Source organism: Lentzea chajnantorensis (genome assembly GCF_054300775.1).
In genome coordinates this window covers 716,872-736,572 of record NZ_JBSDZT010000002.1, presented here as the reverse complement: position 1 = coordinate 736,572, position 19,701 = coordinate 716,872, and the positions used below count along the sequence as shown (strand labels likewise).

Sequence of the window (19,701 nt, the reverse complement as noted above, 5' to 3'; positions counted from 1 at the left end):
CTCACGGGCCGAACCAGCGCTCCTCCGCCCCGCCCCGCGGCGGGCCCGACGTGTTGCCGATCATCAGCTCGGTCGCGAGGTTCACCGACCGCGGCCGGGACCGCTCGTTGGCGTCGAGCAGCAGCTTGCCCGCCGCCCGCCCCTTCTCCAGCACCGGCTGGCGCACGGTCGTCAGCCCGGCCTCCTCGGCCCCGCGAATCCCGTCGAACCCGGTGACCGTGAGGTCGTGCGGCACCCGCAGCCCGCGCCGGGCCGCCTCGGTCATGGCACCCAGCGCCAGCACGTCCGAGGTGCAGATCAACGCCGTGACCTGCGGGTCCCGGTCGAGCACCTGGGCGGCACCGGAGGCACCGGACGAGGGGTTGTGGTCGAACCGCTCGACCACCGGCACCTGCGACCAGTCGACACCGGCCTCGCTGAACGCCTCGGCGAGACCGGAGAGGCGGTTGCGCTGCACGTGGAAGTGCGCGGCGTGCTGGCGGTCCGGCGTCACGAACCCGTCGTTGCGGTCGCGGGCCAGGCGCATGCACACGACGCCGATCCTGCGGTGCCCCAACGAGATCAGGTGCTGCGCGAGCTCGTACATCGCCCCACGGTCGTCGATGCCGACGCGGTCGACGGTGCCGAGGTCGGGCTGGTCGCAGACCACCGTGGGCACCGGCCGCTCCAGCACGGCCGCGAGGTGCGGGTCGTCGTCGGGCACCGAGTAGACGACGAAGCCGTCGACGCCGGCGCGGTGGACGGACGCGACGTCCTCGCGTTCGGGGTTGGCGGGCACCAGCAGAAGGCCCGTACCCGCGTCCTCGCACGCCAGCGCGAGGCCTTCGAGGAAGCCGATCGCCGCGGGGTCGCGGAAGGCGTAGGAGAGGTTCTCGGTGAGCAGCAGGCCCACCGCCCCCGCCTTGCGGGTGCGCAACGAGCGCGCCACAGGATCCGGGCCGGGGTAACCCAGCCTTCGGGCCGTGTCCAACACCCGGCGACGCAGCTCGGGGGAGAGCTGGTCGGGACGGTTGTACGCGTTGGACACCGTTGTCCGGGAAACGCCCAGCTCAGCGGCCAGGGAGGCCAGCGTCGCAGGACGTCGCACATGCATAGACCGCGCCATGAAAGGACCGTAACGGTTCAGAACCAATTCGTGAAGTCAGGGTGACCGGCGTCCCTCAAATGACGCATCCGCGCTGGTCGTCCCATCTGGCTTGTTCAGAATTTGGTCCAGACCAATATCCCCCGCCGGGTGTCTCACTTCGGGGCCGCTGACGACTCCCGCACGACCAGCCGCGGCCGGAACACGCGCGTGTAGTTGTCGTTGCCCTGCCTGCGCCGATCCGGGTCCAGGCGCTGCACGAGCTCGTCGATCGCGGCCGCCGCCATCTCCTCGATCGGCTGCGCCAGCGTCGTCAAAGCGGGCGAGGAGTAGGCAGCCAGCGGGATGTCGTCGAACCCGACGACGGACAGCCGATCGGGTACCGCGATCCCCCGCTGGTGTGCCTCGCGCATGACGCCCAGCGCCATGTGGTCCGACGAGCAGATCACCGCGGTCGGCGCCACCGTGTCGAGCAGCTGCGCCACCGCCTCGCCACCGCCCTCGGCGCTGAACGGCCCGTGCGCCACGTACTCCGAGCCCGCCGGCAGGTGGTTCTCCTCCAGGGCGGCGGCCCACCCGGCGCGCTTGAGCCGTGACGGCAGCGACCGCGCCGGCCCCGACACGAACCCGATCCGCTCGTGCCCGAGGTCGATCAGGTGCTTGGTGGCCAGGTAACCGGCCATCTGCTCGTCCACCGTCACGTCGGGCACGTCCAGCGCGGGCGTGGCGCCGTTCAGGAACACCATGTGCACGCCGTCGGCCAGCAGCTTCGCGTAGTAGCTCGGCCGCGGTGCCTGCCCGAGCGGGACCTCGACGTTGGTGATCTCCGGTGACACGAACACCATGCCCTCGACCCCGCGGGCGAGCAGCATCCGGACGTACTCCTCCTCGCCCATCGGCGCGCCGCTGCGGGTGTTGCACAGCAGCGAGGAGTAGCCCAGCCGCGCGGCGCGGGTCTCCAGCGCCTCCGCGAACGCCGGGAACACCGGGTTCGACAGCTCCGGCACCAGCAGGCCGATCACGCCCGTGCGCTGCAACGCGCCGAGTCCGCGCGGGGTGTACGGCATCTCCGCGAGCACCGACAGCACCCGCTGGCGGGTCTCGTCGTTGACGCCCGCCCGCCGGTTCAGCACTCGGCTGACGGTCGAGATGGACACCCCGGCTGCCCTGGCGATCTCGGACAGTCCGGACACGTTGCCTCCCTGCTCAGCTTGGGTCGGCGCAAGCCTGCCGTGTCCAGAAAAATTTTGCAATGACGGTTCACGGGACGGGGCCGTTACGGCTTGGTTACGGTCGACGTCTTGACCTGACCATGGTTCGGGTAGTGAAATCGCCCGCAACATTCTCGCAAAACCTTGCAACACCTCGTCTCGCTCGGAGTCGAGGCCCCAGCTGGAGGGAACGGCAGCAACGATGCGACGGACAACCCTCGTGACCGCCATGGCGACGGGTGTCGCCCTCGTGCTCACCGCCTGCGGAAGCGGCGGATCGAGCAGCAACAGCGGATCCGACTCGGGCGAAGTGACGTTCTGGGACACCAGTGGCCCCAACGAGAGCCCCGCGTTCGCCAAGATCGCGAACGACTGCGCCTCGAAGGGCGGCTACAAGGTCAAGGTCGAGACGCAGGCGTTCGACACGGCGCTCGCGAACTACAAGACCGCAGCCCAGGGCGGCCAGGGCCCCGACGTCTTCCGCGCCGAGGTCGCCTGGGTGCCGCAGCTCGCCAAGCTGGGCTACGTCGCCGACCTCTCCGACACCGACCTCGCGAAGGACACCGGCGACTTCCTGGAGGCCCCGCTGGGCTCCACGAAGTTCGAGGGCAAGACCTACGCGGTGCCGCAGGTGACCGACTCCCTCGCGCTGCTCTACAACAAGAAGAAGCTCGCCGACGCGGGCGTCGAACCGCCGAAGACGTGGGACGAGCTCAAGGCAGCGGCCGCCAAGCTGGGCGGCGAGAAGGCGTTCTTCCTCAACAACGACGCGTACTACGCGCTGCCGTTCATCTACGGCGAGGGCGGTGACCTGGTCGACGCCTCCGCGAAGAAGATCGTGGTCAACTCCGAGAAGAACGTGAAGGCGCTGCAGACCGCGAAGGGCCTGCTCGACTCGAAGGCCGCGTTCACCTCGCTCGACGCCGGCAACTCCTACACCACGATGCAGGCCGCGTTCTCCAGCGGCGACGCCGCCATGGTGATCAACGGCCCGTGGGCGGTGGCCGACTACCTCAAGGGCACCGCGTTCACCGACCCGGCCAACCTCGGCATCGCGCCGGTCCCCGGCCCGACCGCGGGCAAGGGCAGCGCCCCGGTCGGCGGCCACGACTACACGATCCGCCAGGGCACCAAGGCGAAGCAGTCGTCGATCAAGTTCGTCCAGTGCATGGCGTCGGCCGAGTCGCAGGCCGCCATCGCCAAGGAGCTGGGCCTGCTGCCGACCCGCAAGTCGGCCTACCAGAACGCCGACGTCAAGGCCAACGCCGTCGTCTCCGCGTTCGAGCCGGTCACCAAGGTCGCGCACGAGCGCGCCTGGATCCCCGAGGGCGGCCAGCTGTTCGACCCGCTGAAGATCGCCTACGCCGACGTCCTCGCCGGCAAGAAGGAGCCGAAGGCCGCTCTCGACGACGTCGCCAAGGCGTACAAGGAGCAGGTCGTCACCGAGTACTCGATCGGCTGATTGGTGTTGGACGGCCGGGGCCTTCCGCCCCGGCCGTCCGCCTGGGGTTCGGAGGAGATCGGTGCGTCGGTTCCTGGACCGGTACTGGTACGCGTATGCGATGGTGCTGCCGGTCGTGGTGGTCATCGCGGTGTTGGTGCTCTACCCGCTCGCGCAGGGCGTGTTCTTCACCTTCACGAACATCAACGAGGGCAACATCGCCAACCCGGTCCTGGACCGGGCCGCGTCCTACGACGTGGTGGGCTTCAAGAACTACCTCAACGTCCTGTCCGGCGGCGACTCCTACGGCGCCTTCTGGGGCACGCTGGTCCGCACGCTGATCTGGACGTTCGCCTGCGTGTTCTTCCACTACACCATCGGCCTGGGCCTGGCGATGCTGCTCAACCGCCAGGTGAAGGGCCGCTCGCTCTACCGCGTGCTGCTGATCCTGCCGTGGGCCGTGCCCGCGTTCATCAGCGCGTTCGCCTGGAAGTACATGTTCAACGCGCAGTACGGGATCATCAACCAGGTCCTGCGCGCCGTCGGCCTGCCCGACCCGGTCTGGCTCGGCCAGTCCGACTGGGCCCTCGTGTCCGTGATCATGGTCAACGTCTGGCTGGGCACGCCGTTCATGATGGTGGCGCTCCTGGGCGGCCTGCAGTCGATCCCCGGCGACCTCTACGAGGCGGCGGAGATGGACGGCGCGACGCCGTGGCAGCGCTTCCGCCACGTGACCCTGCCCGGCCTGCGCTCGGTGTCGTCCACGGTGATCCTGCTCGGCATCATCTGGACGTTCAACATGTTCCCGGTGATCTACCTGGTGGCGGGCCCCAACCCGAACACCCGCATCCTGGTGACCTACGCGTTCGAGCGCTTCTTCTCCGGCGCGTCCCGCGACTACGCCATCGCGTCGACCTACGGCGTGCTGATCCTTTCGGTGTTGTTGGTGTTCGCCGCCGTCTACCGGCGGGCACTGCGCAAGCAGGGCGAGGTGTGGTGACGTGACGCTCGATGCTTCGTCCCTCCAGGTGGTCAAGGCCCCCGAACGCCGCCTGAGCCGGTCGGACCGCTCCGCCGGGTCCTCGATCCTGTTGCACGCCACGCTGATCACCGCGTCGGTCATCTCGGTGTTCCCGATCTTCTGGGTGTTCGTCACCTCGTTGAAGCCCGACGCCCGCGCCGTCGAACCGACGCCGAAGCTGTGGAACGAGTCCTCGTTCGACAACTACAGCCGCGTGCTGGCCGGCGAGAAGGGCGACTTCCTCGCCTGGTTCGGCAACTCCGTGGTGATCGCACTGCTGACCACCGTGCTCGGCGTGTTCATCTCGGCCACCGCCGGCTACGCGGCCTCGCGCTTCCGGTTCCCCGGCAAGCGCGGCCTGATGATGTCGTTCCTGCTGGTGCAGATGTTCCCGTTCGCGGTCCTGATCGTGCCGCTCTACAACATCCTGATCGCGTTGGGGCTCAACGGTTCCACCATCGGCCTGGTGCTCGTTTACTGCACCACCGCGGTGCCGTTCTGCACGTACATGCTCAAGGGCTACTTCGACACGGTCCCCGCCGACATCGACGAGGCCGGCCGCGTGGACGGCTTGTCGCCGTTCGGCGTGTTCTGGCGGCTGATCATGCCGCTGGCCAAGCCGGGCCTCGCGGTGACGTCGTTCTACGCGTTCCTCACGGCGTGGGGCGAGGTGGCGTTCGCGTCGGCGTTCCTGTCGGCGGCGGACGAGTCGAAGACCCTGGCCGTCGGGTTGCAGGTGTTCGTGCAGCAGAACCGCACCGAGTGGGGCCACCTCGCGGCCGCGTCCATCCTGGTCGCCATCCCGGCGATCGTCGTGTTCTACCTGGTGCAGCGGTTCCTGGTGACCGGGCTCGCGTCCGGTGCCGTGAAGGGCTGACCGCGGGCGGCGCGTGAGAGCGCGCTCATCCATGCTGTCGGACGTAAGCGCTTGCGTTGCGAACTCGCGCAACGCAAGCGCTTACGGCCATTCCCGTAAGCGCTTGCAATGCATAACGTCGCGCCCAGACAAGCGGTGAAAGGTGCGTCACATGGCAGAGGTGTCCTACGTCAAGGCGTCGAGGGTGTTCTCCGGCAACCCGCCGGTGCGCGCGGTCGACGAGCTGTCGCTCGAGGTCGCTGACGGCGAGTTCCTGGTGCTCGTCGGCCCGTCCGGTTCCGGCAAGTCGACGGCGCTGCGCATGCTCGCCGGCCTCGAGGACATCGACGAGGGCGCCATCCACATCGGCGGCAAGGACGTCACGAACGTCCCGCCGAAGGGCCGCGACATCGCCATGGTGTTCCAGTCCTACGCGCTCTACCCGCACATGACCGTCGCCGAGAACATGGGCTTCGCGCTCAAGCTCCGCGGCGTCAACAAGACCGAGATCAAGGCGAAGGTCGAAGAGGCCGCCAAGATGCTCGACCTCACCAAGTACCTGGAGCGCAAGCCGAAGGCGCTCTCCGGTGGTCAGCGCCAGCGCGTCGCCATGGGCCGCGCCATCGTCCGCGAGCCCTCCGTGTTCCTCATGGACGAGCCGCTGTCCAACCTGGACGCCAAGCTCCGCGTCGAGACCCGCGCCAACATCGCCGCCCTCCAGCAGCGCCTCGGCACCACCACGATCTACGTCACGCACGACCAGGTCGAGGCCATGACGATGGGTCACCGCGTCGCCGTGCTCAAGGACGGCCTGCTGCAGCAGTGCGACACCCCGCGCGCGCTGTACGACCGCCCGGCCAACGCGTTCGTCGCGGGCTTCATCGGCTCGCCGGCCATGAACCTCAAGACCGTGCCGATCACGTCCGAGGGCGCGAAGCTCGACGGCGTCATCGTGCCGCTCTCGCGTGACGCGATCGCCGCCGCCGGTGGCCTGGACGAGGTCACCTTCGGCATCCGCCCCGAGGCCCTCGGCATCGTGCCGTCGGGCGAGGAGGGCATGGAGATGACCGTCGAGCTGGTCGAGGAGCTCGGCGCCGACGCGCTCGTGCACGGCGCCGTGAAGATCGGCGACTCGTCGCAGCGCTTCGTCGTCCGCGTCGACGGCCGCACGCCGCCCACCCTGGGCCAGCACGTCAAGGTCGCCGTGCGCGACCACAGCGAGATCCACCTGTTCCACCCCGAGACGGGCGACCGCCTGGAGGCGTGAGTCACACGCGAAGGCCCCCGGCGTGACCGCCGGGGGCTTTTTCATGTCGTAAGCTGAACTCGACAACGGTTTCCATTACCTGATCGAGGGACGGCGTGATGACTCTCCGCAACGCTCTGGTCGGCACTCTCGCCGTCGTGAGCCTGGCAGCCTGCGGCACGACCACGCCGGCCGCGGACAACGGCAAGATCAAGGTGGTCACCTCCACCAACGTCTGGGGCAGCGTCGTCGCCGCCGTCGGTGGTGACGCGGTCGAGGTCAAGGCGCTGCTGGAGGACCCCGGCGCCGACCCGCACTCCTACGAGAGCAAGCCCGCCGACGCCGCACTGGTCAAGGACGCCAAGCTCGTCGTGTTCAACGGCGGCGGCTACGACGACTTCTTCGCGAAGCTGATCACCAGCGACGCCACCAAGAAGGTCGAGGCGTTCCCGCTGCGCGAGCACAGCCACGCCGAGGAGCCGGCCACCTCCACCGCCACCACGACCTCCGAGGCGCCCGCCGCGGACGACCACGGCCACGAGCACGGCGAGAACGAGCACGTCTGGTACGACCTGCACACCGTCCAGGCCGTGGCCGAGGCCGCGGCGAACGAGCTGAGCGCGCTCGCACCGGACAAGAAGGCGACGTTCGAGAGCAACACCCAGAAGTTCACCGCCGCGCTGGAGGACCTGGAGAAGAAGGTCACGGGCGTCGGCGCCGGCAAGAAGGTCGCCGCCACCGAACCGATCGCCCACTACCTGCTCGACGAGGCCGGCGCCGAGGACGCGACCCCCGAGGCGTTCAGCAAGGCCGTCGAGGAGGAGTCCGACGTCCCCGCCGCCGCGCTGGCCGAGATGAACCAGCTGGTCGAGGGCAAGAAGGTCAACGTGCTGATCAACAACACCCAGACCGAGAACAACGTCACCAAGCAGCTCGTCGAGAAGGCCAAGGCGGCCGGTGTGCCCGTCGTCGAGGTCACCGAGACGTTGCCCGCGGGAACGACCGGCTACCTTGACTGGATGAGCAAGCAGGTGGACGCCCTTTCGCAGGCGCTCAAGGCATGACCGCGATCTCGCTGCGCGGCGCCCGGCTGTCCTACGGGGACAGAGTGCTGTGGGACTCCCTCGACCTCGACGTCGAACCCGGTGAGTTCCTCGCGGTGCTCGGCCCGAACGGCTCCGGCAAGACGAGCCTGATGCGCGTGCTGCTGGGCCTGCAACCGCTGTCCTCGGGCACGGTCGAGGTCAACGGCGGCAACCGCGCCATCGGCTACATCCCGCAGCAGCGAGCGCTCGACCAGTCCATGACGCTGCGCGGCCGCGACCTCGTCGGCCTGGGCCTCGACGGCTACCGCTGGGGCCTGGGCGTACGAGGTCGCGCCGCCCGCCGCATCCGCGTCGACGCGGCCATCGAGTCCGTGGGCGCCACCCGCTACGCCGACTCCCCGATCGGCCTGCTGTCCGGCGGCGAACAACAACGCCTGCGCGTCGCCCAAGCCCTCGTCGGCGACCCCACCGTGATGCTCTGCGACGAGCCACTCCTCTCACTCGACCTCGCCAACCAGCGCGTGGTGAGCGAGCTGATCGACAAACGCCGCCGCGAAGCCGCCACCGCCGTCCTCTTCGTGACGCACGAGCTGAACCCGGTCCTCCCGCTCGTGGACCGGGTCCTGTACCTGGTCGGCGGCCGCTTCCGCATCGGCACCCCGGAAGAGGTCATGACCTCCGCGACCCTGTCCGAGCTGTACCGCACACCGGTCGAGGTCGTGCGCGTGCGCGACCAGATCCTGGTCGTCGGCGCCGGCGCCTGCGAGGAACAGACCCACCACCTGTCGGCGGGGGCCGCGTCGTGACCGCCTCCTCGTCCTCCACCCGTTCGTCGGCGGGAGCCGCGTCGTGACCTTCTTCGACCTCCTCGCCCTGGACTTCGTGCAGACCGCCCTGATCGCCGCCGCGGTCCTCGGCCTGGTCGCGGGCGCACTGGGCCCGTTCATCGTGACCCGCAAGATGGCCTTCGCCGTCCACGGCACCTCCGAACTCGCCTTCACCGGCGGCGCAGCGGCCCTGCTGCTCGGCGTCGGCGTCGGCTACGGCGCACTGGCCGGCTCGATCATCGCCGCGGTGCTCCTCGGCGTGCTGTCCCGCCGCGAGAGCGACCGCGACTCGGTGATCGGCGCGATCCTCGCCTTCGGCCTCGGCATGGGCATCCTCATGCTGGCCCTCTACAAAGGACGTTCGTCGAACAAGTTCGGCCTGCTGGTGGGCCAGATCGTCGGCGTCGACTCGACCGACCTGCAACTGCTGGTCATCTCCTCCGCAGCCGTCCTCGCCGTGCTGGCGGTGATCTACCGCCCCCTGTTCTTCGCCTCGGTCGACCCCGACGTGGCCGTCGCACGCGGCGTGCCGGTCCGCGGCCTGTCGATCGTGTTCGCGGTGCTCATAGGCGTCGCGACGGCGCTGTCGGTGCAGGTCGTGGGCGCTCTGCTGGTGCTGGCCCTCATGATCACCCCCGCCGCGGCGGCCATGCGGCTGACCGCGTCACCGGTGCGGGCGATCGTGCTGTCCGTCGTGTTCGCCGAGGTTGCCGCGGTGGGCGGAATCCTGCTGTCGCTGCAACCCGGGCTGCCGGTGTCGGCGCTCGTCACGGCGGTGAGCTTCGTGATCTACCTGGTCTGTCGTGGGATCGGGGCTGTGCGGACCGGGGTTTCGCGGGCTGCGTGACAGGCCGCGGGCTGTCGCTCGAACGGGTGAATCCTGTCCGGATTTGCCTCGATCGTCGTCTGATAGATGTCCGGAAAGCATGGTCGTCTTCGCCCCGTGAGGAAGGAAGCGCGGGGGAGGCGGCAGGGGAACGTGGGGTTCTCATGGGAACGAGAATCAGCGAGTGCTGAGGGTTCGGCAGGCAGGATGATCGGGTCGCGCGGTCCGGGGCCGTGGCGTGAGGTCGCGGGCATGGGGTCGCGGGCGTGAGGGCGTGCCACTGGGCACGAGGCGCCATGGGTGTGAGACGCCACGGGCATGACGGCTGCCCCGAGCTCAGGCGGTCTCGGCCCAGACCGTGGTTGCTCGGACCGTGGTGTGCTCGGACCGTGCCTCGCCCAGAGCGCGCAGGCACCCGGCGAAGCGGCGACCCAGCCCGAACGCGGCTCAGGCCGAACGTGACGTGATGGGCTTCGTGACGTCGTCCGCCCGAGGAGCTGGCATCAACCGCGGCGGAATGTCCAGCCCGGCCACCCGGACCTGGTTGCGCCCGTTCTCCTTGGCCTTGTACAGGGCGGCGTCCGCGGAGTGCTGCGCGGTCGCCATGTCCGGGCCGTTGTCCGGGATGACGGCCACGCCGATGGACGCGGAGATGGCGCGCAGCGAGTCGCCGTCGGGCTCCGAGGGTTGGATCTCGCGGCCGTAGAGGGTCACCACGTTGCGGTGCTTGTCGGTGGTCGGGACGGCGAGACGGCCGATGGCCTCGCGGATGCGTTCGGCGATCGTCACGCCCTGGGCGACCGGGGTGTCCTTCAGGGCCACGACGAACTCCTCGCCGCCGTCGCGGCCGGCCACGTCGCCGGGGCGGAGCTTTTCGCGCAGGATGCGGCCGACCTCGGCCAGGACCGCGTTGCCCGCGGGGTGGCCCCAGGTGTCGTTGATGCGCTTGAAGTGGTCGAGGTCGATGACGAGGACGGTCATCGGGACGCCGTCGAGGCGGCAGCGTTCGGCGAGGCGGCCGGCGTACTCGGCGAGGCCGTTCGTGTTCAGCAGGCCCGTGCGGTAGTCGGTGTGCGCATCGGCGGCGAGGCGTTGGTGGAGCTGCTCCTGTTCGCGCAGGAGTCGTTCGAGATGCGTGCGGCGCTCAGCCGCCCGGGACAACAGTGCGTTCACCAAGATCACGGGGACCACCAGCAGCAGGGGGCCGACCCAGTGGGAGGTCATGAGCATGCCGAGCATCGCGCCCGCGCCGAGCGTGCTCATCTCCAGCATGTTGTCGACGCGGGAGCCGAGGAACTCGAAGACCTTCGAGTTCGGGGTCACGATCTTGAACGCGACCGCCACGGTCATCACCTGGACGAACCAGTACACGAGGGCGGCTATCGCGAGGACCAGGACCAGGCCGAGGTCGGTGGGCACGTTTCCGGTCGCGGCCAGCGAGACACCCGAGAGGTGCACGAGCGCCCACGACAGCAGGGTGGAGGCCAGCATGGAGGCGGTGCCGAAGACGAAGCGGTACGGCTGGCGGCGGGCGATCGGCTGGATCAGGATGCGCATCCAGATCGTGGCGACCACCGCGAGGCCACCGGGGAGGGCGACCGCGGCGGCGAACGTCCAGACCGACGTCAGGTCGATGTGGGGACCGGAGGCCTCGTTGCGGCGGGCCTCCTCGGCTCTGCGGACGATCGTCAGGTGGATCGTGATCGCGGCGATCAGCGCGCCGAAGCGCAGCCAGTCCGTGGTGGCGACCGGGGTGAGATTCGTCAGCAGCCAGATGGCGGCGCCGGTGACCGCGGCTTCGAGCACGAAGAAGTACGCGATCGCGCTGGGCGCAACGGTCCAAAGGTCCCAGTTGCGAATCGGAGTCAAGCCGAGTGCCCGCGATCGCCCGCGATCAGTCAAACTGTTCTTCACCACGACCCCCTACGCTCATGACACATCATGAGCAAGCCGCTGCTGACCCGGTCGTAGACCACCGCGCTGCTGCTCGTCGCAACGAGGAGGTGTCCTGCCATGAGCAACCGTGACTTCTGAACACCACCCTCCTCAATGCTTCCGCCCGGAACCTCCGCGTTTGAGGTGCCTCCTCGATCGGGATATCGCTATTGGTGACCGTTCTGTTTCAGATTGCCACCGTCTTGCTGTCCGCGCGACGCCGCGCCCGGCGCCAGGCGAAGGTGGCCTGTGTCGCCAGCAGCAACCCGATGCCCCCCGCGCCCGCGATCGTTGCTGTGATCGAACCGACCGAATGGGCGACGACACCGGCCAGCGCCATTCCGCCGCCCTGGCTCGAACGCAGTGCCGCGCGCCCAATGCCATAGGCCCTTCCGCGGTACTGGTCGGGAAGTAGTCGCATCCACGCCGAACGAGCGGGTGTGTGATAAGCCCCGCCTATACCGGCGATGACCAACAAAACGATCGTCCACGTCAGGTTCGGGTTGAACGCGAACATGATCAACGGCGCCAGCGACAGGATCGCGAGCGGACCGATCAGGCGTTCCCGCTTGGCCGGGTCCCGCACGATGCGGAACAGCAACGCCACGCCGAGCACGTTCGCGGCCGGCTCGATCGCGAGGATCAGGCCCACCGCCCACACCGCGTCCAGGCTCGCCGCCAGCGGCACCGCCAGGCCCTCCGGGACCATCGCGAGTCCCGCCAGCAGCCGGACGCCCAGCAGGGTCCTCAGCCGCGGCTCCGTCACCATCAACGTGAGCACGCCGCGCGGCTCTTCGTCGTCCTTCTTCTTGCGTCCCAGCGGGTCCGCGGCAGGGCGGTGCTCGACCGACACCTGCACCAGGATCGCCAGGGCGGCGAACGTCACGGCGTTGATCGCCAGCGCGATGCCGGGGTTCGTGTGGGCGACGAGGAAACCTGCGGCGGCGAGCCCGGCCATCTGAGCGATGTCCACGGACGTGCCGAAGAGCGCCACACCGTCGTCGTAGCGCTTGGCCGGCAGCACGTGCGGGAGGCTCGCCTCCTGGGCCGCCAGGTACGGCGAGGAAATCGCCAGCACCACGACCAGCAACACGATCATCGCCCACAGCGGCATGCCGGGAATCGCCATCGCGGCCATGAGCACGGCCTGCATCCAGGCCGTCGTCACCATTACCGTGCGTCGCGGGAACCGGTCGGCGACCCAGCCGAGCAACGGACCCGAAATCAGCGGCGGGAAGAGCGTCAACGACCAGGTGAGCGCGGTCCACGCTGCGGATTGTGTTCGTTCGAACACGAGCAGCGACAATGCGACCGCGGCGAGTTGGTCACCGGCGGTCGAAGCGGTGGAGCCGATCCACATGGCGCGGAACTCACGCAAACCCACGAGCTCGCGGAGCGCGCCTCGGGTCGTCATGCGTGTCCTCGGCGCGTCGCGGCCCGGCCGTGGCGAATCAGCTCGTCCTGATTCGTTCTACGCCGAGTCACGTCGCCCCCGCCGGTGGTAATCAATTCCTATCGACAATCACGGTAGAAGCTGCCTGACCGTTCAACGTCTGTCCTACCACAGTGTGTACCTAAACGGAGCAGGCCAGTTACCTAAAGTAGTTACAATAGCGAAACGCAGGCCTGATCTTCTTCACAGTTGACCTCGGATTCGCCTGGTTGGAGCCCAAATGGTCACGCAACGTGTCGCGTGGTGCCAATCGGTCCTCACCGGCTCGACCAACCGGTGCAATCAGCTCCAACCGTCGTCCGCCGACTCCCGGCGGGTGCGGCAACAAAGGAACAGATGCGAAGGTACCCGCGCTCGGGAGTACCCGCGTAATAGGCCACGCCGATTGTCATCGCGGTCACCCGCAAGTGGCTGGCAACAGTTAAACGAGAACGTTTTCCCGCTCGCGGGCCGGCGTGGGTCCGCGAGCGGGAAAATGATCATTGACGTCGACTGCCGAGCCGTCTTTTCGTGACGTGGCAGGGACTTGCGTCAGCCCTTGGCCGCGACCCGGCGACGGCGCGCCACTTCCGCGAGCACCACTCCGGCGGCGACGGAGGCGTTCAGCGACTCCACGCCCGTGGCCATCGGAATGGACACCGTCTGGTCGCAGGTCTCCTTCACGAGACGCCCGAGACCGCGACCCTCCGAGCCCACGACGACCACCAGCGGACCGGTCGCCAGTTCGAGGCCGTCGACGTCCACGTCGCCGTCCGCGTCGAGCCCGACGATCATCAGACCGGCCTCAGCCCAGTCACGCAGGGTGCGCGTCAGGTTGGTGGCCATCGCGATCGGCAGCTTCGCCGCCGTGCCCGCGCTGGTGCGCCAGGCAACCGCGGTCATCGACGCGCTGCGCCGCTGCGGCAGCACCACGCCGTGGGCACCGAACGCCGCCGCGGACCGCACGACCGCACCCAGGTTCCGCGGGTCCGTCACACCGTCCAGCGCCACCAGCAACGGCGGCTGGGTGGAGCGCTGCGCCTGCTCCAGCAGCTCGTTCGGCGTGGCGTACTCGAACGGCGGCACCTGCAGGCCGAGGCCCTGGTGCATCGCGCCACCGGTGATCCGGTCGAGCTCACCGCGGGCCACCTCCAGCACGGAGATGCCCCGGTCGGCAGCCAGGCGCACGGCCTCGGCCACGCGGTCGTCCGCGTCGATGCCCAGCGCCACGTACAGCGCCGTCGCGGGCGTGCCCGCACGCAGGCACTCCACGACGGGGTTGCGGCCGGCCACGGTCTCGGCCTGGGCCTTCTCGGTCTTCTGGCGGCGCTGCGTCTTCACCGCGTCGCTCTTCGCGACCGCCTTGGCCCGCTTGTAGGCGGGGTGGTTCGGGCGGTCCGTCGCCTTCGGGGTCGGACCCTTGCCCTGCAGCCCCTTGGACTTCTGCCCGCCGGAACCGACGACCGCGCCCTTCTTCGAGCCCGGATTGCGCATCGCGCCCTTGCGCTTGGAGTTGCCAGCCACGGAAGTCAGTCGTCCTTCAAAGTCCACTGCGGACCGTCGGGGGTGTCCTCGACGGCGATGCCCGCCTCGTCCAGCTGCTCGCGCAACGCGTCAGCGCGCGCGAAGTCCCTGGTCTTGCGGGCTTCCTGGCGCTCGACGAGCAGTCGATCCACCAGCGTGGTCAACGCCTGCCGCATGCCGGTGTCGGCGGACGACGCGTTGTTCCACTTCGGCGACAACGGGTCGACGCCGAGGATGTCGGCCATCCGGCGGACGCACTCGGCGGCCTCGCGGGCCGTGGTGTCGTCGCCGTCGGCGAGCGCGGTGTTGCCCTGGCGCACCTTGTTGTGCAGCGCGGCGAGCGCCTGCGGGGTGCCCAGGTCGTTGTCCATGGCCGCCACGAAGTCGGGGCACATGAGACCCGCGAGGTCGATCGGACCGAGCCTCTCCACCGCGCGGCGCAGGAACGACTCGACGCGCCGGTACCCGGCCACCGCGTCCTGCAGCGCGTCCCCGGAATACTCGATGTTCGACCGGTAGTGCGGGCCGACCAGGTAGTAGCGCAGCTCGGCCGCGCTGACGAGCTTCAGCATCTCCGGGATCGACACCACGTTGCCGAGCGACTTCGACATCTTCTCGCCCGACATCGTCACCCAGGCGTTGTGCATCCAGTAGTTCGCGAAGCCGTCACCGGCCGCGCGCGACTGCGCCTGCTCGTTCTCGTGGTGCGGGAAGATCAGGTCCAGCCCGCCGCCGTGGACGTCGAAGGTGCTGCCCAGGTACGTCGTGGCCATCGCGGAGCACTCGAGGTGCCAGCCGGGCCTGCCGTTGCCCCACGGCGTCGGCCAGGACGGCTCACCGGGCTTCGCGGCCTTCCACAGCGTGAAGTCGCGCGGGTCGCGCTTGCCGCGGACCTCGGTCTCGCCCTGCTGCTGGTCGTCGATCTTGCGCCCGGACAGCGCCCCGTACTCGGGGAACGAGCGCACGTCGAAGTAGACGTCGCCGTCGACGTCGTAGGCGTGGTTCTTGTCGATCAGCCGCTGCATCAGGTCGACCATCTGCGTGACGTGCCCGGTCGCGCGCGGCGCGTACGACGGCGGCAGGCAGCCCAGCGCGTCGTAGGCGCTCTCGAACGCGAGCTCGTGCGTGTACGCCCACTCCCACCAGGGCCGGTCGTTCGCCGCGGCCTTGGTGAGGATCTTGTCGTCGATGTCGGTGACGTTGCGGACCAGCGTGACGTCGGCGCCGTCACGCCCCAGCCAGCGCCGCAGCACGTCGAAGTTCAGGCCGCTGCGGACGTGCCCGATGTGCGGGACGCCCTGCACGGTCGCCCCACACACGTAGATCGACGCCGTTCCGTTGACCTGCGGGTGGAACTCCCGCATGCTCCGGCTCGCGCTGTCGTAGATGTGGAGGCTCACACGGGAATGGTACGGGCCACATCCAGGAGCGCAGTGGGCCGGTCACTCGTCGGAACCGGATTGACGAGCCGGAAGGAGCAACCGACGGCTTCCGCTCCGCCGTCCGCCTCAGCGCTGTCGCCGACCATCACGGCGTTCGCCGGCGCGACGCCGAGCCGTTCGCAGGCGGTGGTGAAGATCTTCGGGTCCGGCTTGACCACGCCCTCCTCGTAGGAGAGCACGAACTCGTCCACCAGGTGCGTCAGCCCGTGCAGCTCGAACACGGACCGGATGTCCCACCCGATGTTGCTGACGACCGCGACCGGCACGTCGGCCAGGTGCTCCAGCGTCGCCTTCACGTCCGGGTAGGGCCGCCACGACTCGGGCGAGATGAGCTGCTCGTAGAACGCCTCGGCGTCCGGCACGAGCGCGTCGCGCAGCACCTTCACGTGGACCCAGCGGTGGACCTCGGGGTCGAGGTCGCGGCGGTACCAGGCGTCGGCCAGCTCGGGGTCCACGCCGTCGGCGATCCCGACCGGTGCGGTGAGCGCCCGCATCAGGTCGCCGTTGGACTCCAGCCCGGGGTGCTCGAGCCGGAAGAGCGTGCCGGAGAAGTCGAAGAGAGCGGCGCGGATCGTCACGCCGCGACTCTACGTGCCGCCGGGCTAGTTGGTCTGGACCTTTGTGCAGCTCTGCCTCGACCTCGGCCGGGTCGTAGTCGATGGTCAGCCGCAGCTCACCGGACCCGCGCGCGTCCGCGAACCGGCGCACGAACTCGTCGATCTGTGCCAGCGGCTGGTCGGCGAGCCGCGCGGTCGCGGCGTAGAGAGGGCGGAACTTCTCCGGCGTGGCGGTGCCGCGCAGCTCGGCGGCCCAGGTCAGCAGGTTGTCGTAGACCTCGACGAACATCGTGGCCAGCCGGGTGATCTTCTCCTCGTCGCCCCTGTGGCCGTTCGCTCCGAACGCCAGCAGCTGCCGCTGCGGGGACAGGACCTCGGCGATGGCGTTGATGATGTTGTCGAACGCGCGCGTGCGGGCCGCGAAGTAGTCGAGCGCCTCGGTGTCCGTGGTGAACGTGCGGACGTTCCTCGCGAACGCCATGTCGTGGTCGACCCGCTTGCTCTGCAACCCGCGCAGACCCGCGCGCACGGTGTCCGCGAACAGGGCGTACTCCCAGCCCTCCGCCCGCTGCGGCGGGGTGGCGGTGCCGAGCTTCCTCGCCACCATCTCGGCGAGCCGCCGGGGGGTGACCCTGGCGGCGTCGAGGTAGCCGACACCCGTGCGCAGGCCGGGCAGCTCCGTGGCGTCGAAGCGCACCGGCAGCACGTACTCGTCGTCCTGGGTCATGGCCCGGTCGAACGCGCTCTGGCGCTCGTGCTTGGTCCACATCTTCGCCGCGTAGTGCCGCGAGACGAACATGACGCAGAAGCGGGACTCCTTGCGGTAGACCTCGTCGAGGTACTCGGTGAGGTTCTTGCCCCACAGGTCGACCTGCTCGTCGTCGTCGTAGAAGACCTTGACGCCCAGCTCCTTGAGGTGGCGGGCCACCTCGTCGACGTAGGTGCGGTCCTCGCCGGCGAACGACAGGCAGACGTCGTACTTGGTCACCGCGCGAACTCTAGTGGTGGGAACCATCACGTCCGGCGGGAAGTTCTCCGTTCATGAGCCCGGGCTACCTCTTCGCGCTGTCCCTGCCGGCGTTGGTCGCGGCCCTGTTCGTGTTGGCGGTGGTCGAACGGGTGGTGCGCCGCAGGAGGGGCACGCCGATGGCCACCGCGGGCATCGGGGAGCTGGGCGCGACGTTCGAGCCGGGCAAGCGCGACGAGGTCGAGTTCCGCAAGGAGGAGCGGCAGCTGCGCGACGAGGAAGGCGACGCGGCGCCGCCGAGGAGCCGGGTCGACCTGGACGGCGGCACGGCCGTGCTCAGGCTGCCGGACTAGGGGACGGGCACCAGCAGTGCCGTGGCGATCGCCGCGATGCCCTCGCCGCGACCGGTGAGACCCAGGCCGTCCGTCGTGGTGCCGGTCACCGACACCGGGCCGCCGACGGCCGCGGACAGCGCGTCCTGCGCCTCTTCACGGCGCTTGCCGATGCGCGGCGCGTTGCCGATCACCTGCACTGTGGCGTTTCCCACACGGTAACCGGCCTCCTCGACGAGCCGGCGGACCTCGGTGAGCAGCACCACACCGTGAGCGCCCGACCAGCGCGGGTCCGACGTGCCGAAGACCGCGCCCAGGTCGCCCAGACCCGCGGCGGAGAGCAGCGCGTCGCACAGCGCGTGGGAGGCGACGTCACCGTCGGAGTGGCCCGCGCAGCCGTCCACGCCCTCCCACAGCAGCCCGGCGACCCAGCACTCACGGCCTGCCTCGATCGGGTGGACGTCGACGCCCTGGCCGATTCTCACTCTCGTTCCCCCGCGAACAGTGCCGCCGCGACCGCGAGGTCGAACGGCGTGGTGATCTTCATGGCGTGCGCGTGGCCGGGAACCGTGTGGACCTCGCCACCGTTCTTCTCCACAAGACCTGCGTCATCAGTCGCGGCGACACCGGAGCCATAGGCGGCTCTGAGAACGTCGACGCGAAAACCCTGCGGGGTCTGCACGACCCGCAGGCCGGCACGGTCGGGCGTGGAGACGACCACTCCGACCTCGTCCACCTGTTTGATCGTGTCGGCGACGGGCAACACCGGGACGACGGCGTCGTGACCGTCGCGCACAGCGGCCACGACCCCGGCGATGACCTCGGGAGGGGTGAACGCACGAGCGGCGTCGTGGACGAGCACGATGGAGGTGTCGGGCACCACGCGGAGCGCGTGGTCGAGGGCGAGGCGCACCGAGTCGGTGCGTTCGGAGCCCCCTGAAAGCACGTGCACCGCCCCGCCGGCCGGGGCCAGCGAGGCGGTAGCGGTGTGCACTTGGTCCACATCGGACGGTGGAGCTGCGATGACGACGTGCTGGACCTGACCCGACGCGAACAGGCCCTGAACGGCACGGGTCAACAGCGGTGTTCCGTTGACCGGTACCAGCGCCTTGGGCATTCCGTAGCCCAGGCGCTCACCTCGCCCTGCCGCAGGCACGAGCGCGACAACACTCATGTGCGGCGTTATCCGATGCTCAGTGTGTTCTGCCGAGAACTACGAGGCCGTGGCGAGAACTTCGTCGAGGAGGACCTCGGCCTTGTCCTCGTCGGTGCCCTCGGCCAGCGCCAGCTCGCTGACCAGTATCTGCCGCGCCTTCGCCAGCATCCGCTTCTCGCCGGCGGACAAACCGCGATCCTTCTCGCGCCGCCAGAGGTCGCGCACCACTTCCGCAACCTTGTTCACGTCGCCGGAGGCGAGCTTCTCAAGGTTGGCCTTGTACCGCCGAGACCAGTTGGTCGGCTCCTCGGTGTGGGGAGCGCGCAAGACCTCGAAGACCCGGTCGAGTCCCTCCTGGCCGACAACGTCACGCACGCCGACGATCTCGGCGTTGTCAGCGGGAACCCGAACGGTGAGGTCGCCCTGCGCCACCTTGAGGACGAGGTACTTCTTCTCCTCGCCCTTGATAACGCGGGTCTCGATTGCTTCGATGAGAGCGGCACCGTGGTGCGGGTAGACGACGGTCTCTCCGACCTTGAAAACCATGTGTCCTCTGCCCCTTTCGCTTCCTCCATCCTAACACGTCCGGCAACCCTTCCCACGCCGCTCGATGATCCGTTAGCGCTGGTCAGGGCCGCGCGGGGGGTTGACAAACCACCTGTTCGCGTGCAACGTAGCGGCCACACAAGATCGATTGGCACCACGTCGAGTCGGCTTTCCGGGCCCCGGTTAGGCTCTTTGCCTGGTGGTTGTTCCCTAGGAAGGACGCTGGAGCCGTGAACTCAGGAGTGTCTCGCC

Annotated in this window: 18 protein-coding genes and 1 pseudogene; 8 read left to right on the top strand and 11 right to left on the bottom strand. The window is 69.1% G+C overall.

Translation table 11 applies throughout. The annotated features are described in order from the left end of the window. Position 1 precedes the first annotated feature (1 nt). Together ACVDFE_RS04145 and ACVDFE_RS04140 are read right to left on the bottom strand one after the other, a co-directional pair. On the bottom strand, positions 2 to 1,105 hold the full coding sequence (locus ACVDFE_RS04145) for a LacI family DNA-binding transcriptional regulator (protein WP_360385270.1): 1,104 nt from the start codon (positions 1,103 to 1,105) through the stop codon (positions 2 to 4). A 134-nt stretch (positions 1,106 to 1,239) separates the two neighbouring features. After that, positions 1,240 to 2,277: a LacI family DNA-binding transcriptional regulator gene (locus ACVDFE_RS04140; protein ID WP_458429619.1), complete on the bottom strand. Its 1,038-nt coding sequence runs from the start codon at positions 2,275 to 2,277 to the stop codon at positions 1,240 to 1,242. A 220-nt stretch (positions 2,278 to 2,497) separates the two neighbouring features. Between ACVDFE_RS04140 and ACVDFE_RS04135 the strand changes: the two genes are divergently transcribed. The 7 genes from ACVDFE_RS04135 to ACVDFE_RS04105 all read left to right on the top strand — a co-directional run bounded on the left by ACVDFE_RS04135 (position 2,498) and on the right by ACVDFE_RS04105 (position 9,579). Then, positions 2,498 to 3,757 (top strand): extracellular solute-binding protein, encoded by a 1,260-nt coding sequence (locus ACVDFE_RS04135; protein WP_360385274.1) that lies wholly within the window; start codon positions 2,498 to 2,500, stop codon positions 3,755 to 3,757. A 61-nt stretch (positions 3,758 to 3,818) separates the two neighbouring features. Beyond that, positions 3,819 to 4,736: a carbohydrate ABC transporter permease gene (locus tag ACVDFE_RS04130; RefSeq protein ID WP_458429618.1), complete on the top strand. Its 918-nt coding sequence runs from the start codon at positions 3,819 to 3,821 to the stop codon at positions 4,734 to 4,736. A 1-nt stretch (position 4,737) separates the two neighbouring features. Continuing rightward, positions 4,738 to 5,634: a sugar ABC transporter permease gene (locus tag ACVDFE_RS04125; RefSeq protein WP_360385276.1), complete on the top strand. Its 897-nt coding sequence runs from the start codon at positions 4,738 to 4,740 to the stop codon at positions 5,632 to 5,634. A 151-nt stretch (positions 5,635 to 5,785) separates the two neighbouring features. Beyond that, on the top strand, positions 5,786 to 6,880 hold the full coding sequence (locus ACVDFE_RS04120; protein WP_360385278.1) for an ABC transporter ATP-binding protein: 1,095 nt from the start codon (positions 5,786 to 5,788) through the stop codon (positions 6,878 to 6,880). Positions 6,881 to 6,978: 98 nt separating this feature from the next. Further along, the gene (locus ACVDFE_RS04115; protein ID WP_458429617.1) at positions 6,979 to 7,923 is read left to right on the top strand and encodes a metal ABC transporter solute-binding protein, Zn/Mn family; all 945 of its coding nucleotides are present in this window, start codon (positions 6,979 to 6,981) and stop codon (positions 7,921 to 7,923) included. After that, positions 7,920 to 8,711, top strand: coding sequence for a metal ABC transporter ATP-binding protein (locus ACVDFE_RS04110; RefSeq protein ID WP_360385282.1), 792 nt, complete (start codon positions 7,920 to 7,922; stop codon positions 8,709 to 8,711). The genes ACVDFE_RS04115 and ACVDFE_RS04110 overlap by 4 nt, the downstream gene beginning before the upstream one ends. A 43-nt stretch (positions 8,712 to 8,754) precedes the next feature. Then, a complete protein-coding gene (locus ACVDFE_RS04105) occupies positions 8,755 to 9,579 on the top strand; it encodes a metal ABC transporter permease (protein WP_458429616.1) in 825 nt (274 codons plus the stop codon). Positions 9,580 to 10,005: 426 nt separating this feature from the next. Here the strand turns inward: ACVDFE_RS04105 and ACVDFE_RS04100 are convergent, their stop codons facing one another. From ACVDFE_RS04100 to ACVDFE_RS04075, 6 genes and pseudogenes are all read right to left on the bottom strand, one after another. Beyond that, the gene (locus tag ACVDFE_RS04100) at positions 10,006 to 11,427 is read right to left on the bottom strand and encodes a GGDEF domain-containing protein (RefSeq protein ID WP_360385286.1); all 1,422 of its coding nucleotides are present in this window, start codon (positions 11,425 to 11,427) and stop codon (positions 10,006 to 10,008) included. 253 nt (positions 11,428 to 11,680) lie between these two features. Further along, complete coding sequence (locus ACVDFE_RS04095; RefSeq protein WP_360385288.1) at positions 11,681 to 12,907, bottom strand: MFS transporter; 1,227 nt, start codon at positions 12,905 to 12,907, stop codon at positions 11,681 to 11,683. Positions 12,908 to 13,477: 570 nt separating this feature from the next. Next, positions 13,478 to 14,449 (bottom strand): 23S rRNA (guanosine(2251)-2'-O)-methyltransferase RlmB, encoded by a 972-nt coding sequence (rlmB, locus tag ACVDFE_RS04090; protein ID WP_360385290.1) that lies wholly within the window; start codon positions 14,447 to 14,449, stop codon positions 13,478 to 13,480. Positions 14,450 to 14,454: 5 nt separating this feature from the next. Further along, positions 14,455 to 15,849, bottom strand: a complete 1,395-nt coding sequence (gene cysS / locus ACVDFE_RS04085; protein WP_458429615.1) for a cysteine--tRNA ligase — start codon at positions 15,847 to 15,849, stop codon at positions 14,455 to 14,457. Further along, entirely contained in the window at positions 15,846 to 16,469 is a 624-nt protein-coding gene (locus tag ACVDFE_RS04080; RefSeq protein ID WP_458429614.1) for an HAD family hydrolase, read from the bottom strand. The genes cysS and ACVDFE_RS04080 overlap by 4 nt, the downstream gene beginning before the upstream one ends. 673 nt (positions 16,470 to 17,142) lie before the next feature. Further along, positions 17,143 to 17,463: pseudogene (locus ACVDFE_RS04075) on the bottom strand (TIR domain-containing protein); the annotation flags it as partial. 26 nt (positions 17,464 to 17,489) lie between these two features. Here ACVDFE_RS04075 and ACVDFE_RS04070 point away from each other — a divergent pair. Next, positions 17,490 to 17,768: a DUF6191 domain-containing protein gene (locus ACVDFE_RS04070; protein WP_458429613.1), complete on the top strand. Its 279-nt coding sequence runs from the start codon at positions 17,490 to 17,492 to the stop codon at positions 17,766 to 17,768. Here the strand turns inward: ACVDFE_RS04070 and ispF are convergent. The 3 genes from ispF to ACVDFE_RS04055 are packed head-to-tail and all read right to left on the bottom strand — an operon-like array spanning position 17,765 to position 19,449. After that, positions 17,765 to 18,232, bottom strand: a complete 468-nt coding sequence (ispF, locus tag ACVDFE_RS04065) for a 2-C-methyl-D-erythritol 2,4-cyclodiphosphate synthase (protein WP_458429612.1) — start codon at positions 18,230 to 18,232, stop codon at positions 17,765 to 17,767. The genes ACVDFE_RS04070 and ispF overlap by 4 nt on opposite strands. Continuing rightward, the gene (gene ispD / locus ACVDFE_RS04060) at positions 18,229 to 18,921 is read right to left on the bottom strand and encodes a 2-C-methyl-D-erythritol 4-phosphate cytidylyltransferase (protein WP_458429611.1); all 693 of its coding nucleotides are present in this window, start codon (positions 18,919 to 18,921) and stop codon (positions 18,229 to 18,231) included. Before ispD ends, ispF begins: the two co-directional genes overlap by 4 nt. A gap of 39 nt (positions 18,922 to 18,960) precedes the next feature. Then, positions 18,961 to 19,449 (bottom strand): CarD family transcriptional regulator, encoded by a 489-nt coding sequence (locus ACVDFE_RS04055; protein WP_065915127.1) that lies wholly within the window; start codon positions 19,447 to 19,449, stop codon positions 18,961 to 18,963. Positions 19,450 to 19,701 lie beyond the last annotated feature (252 nt).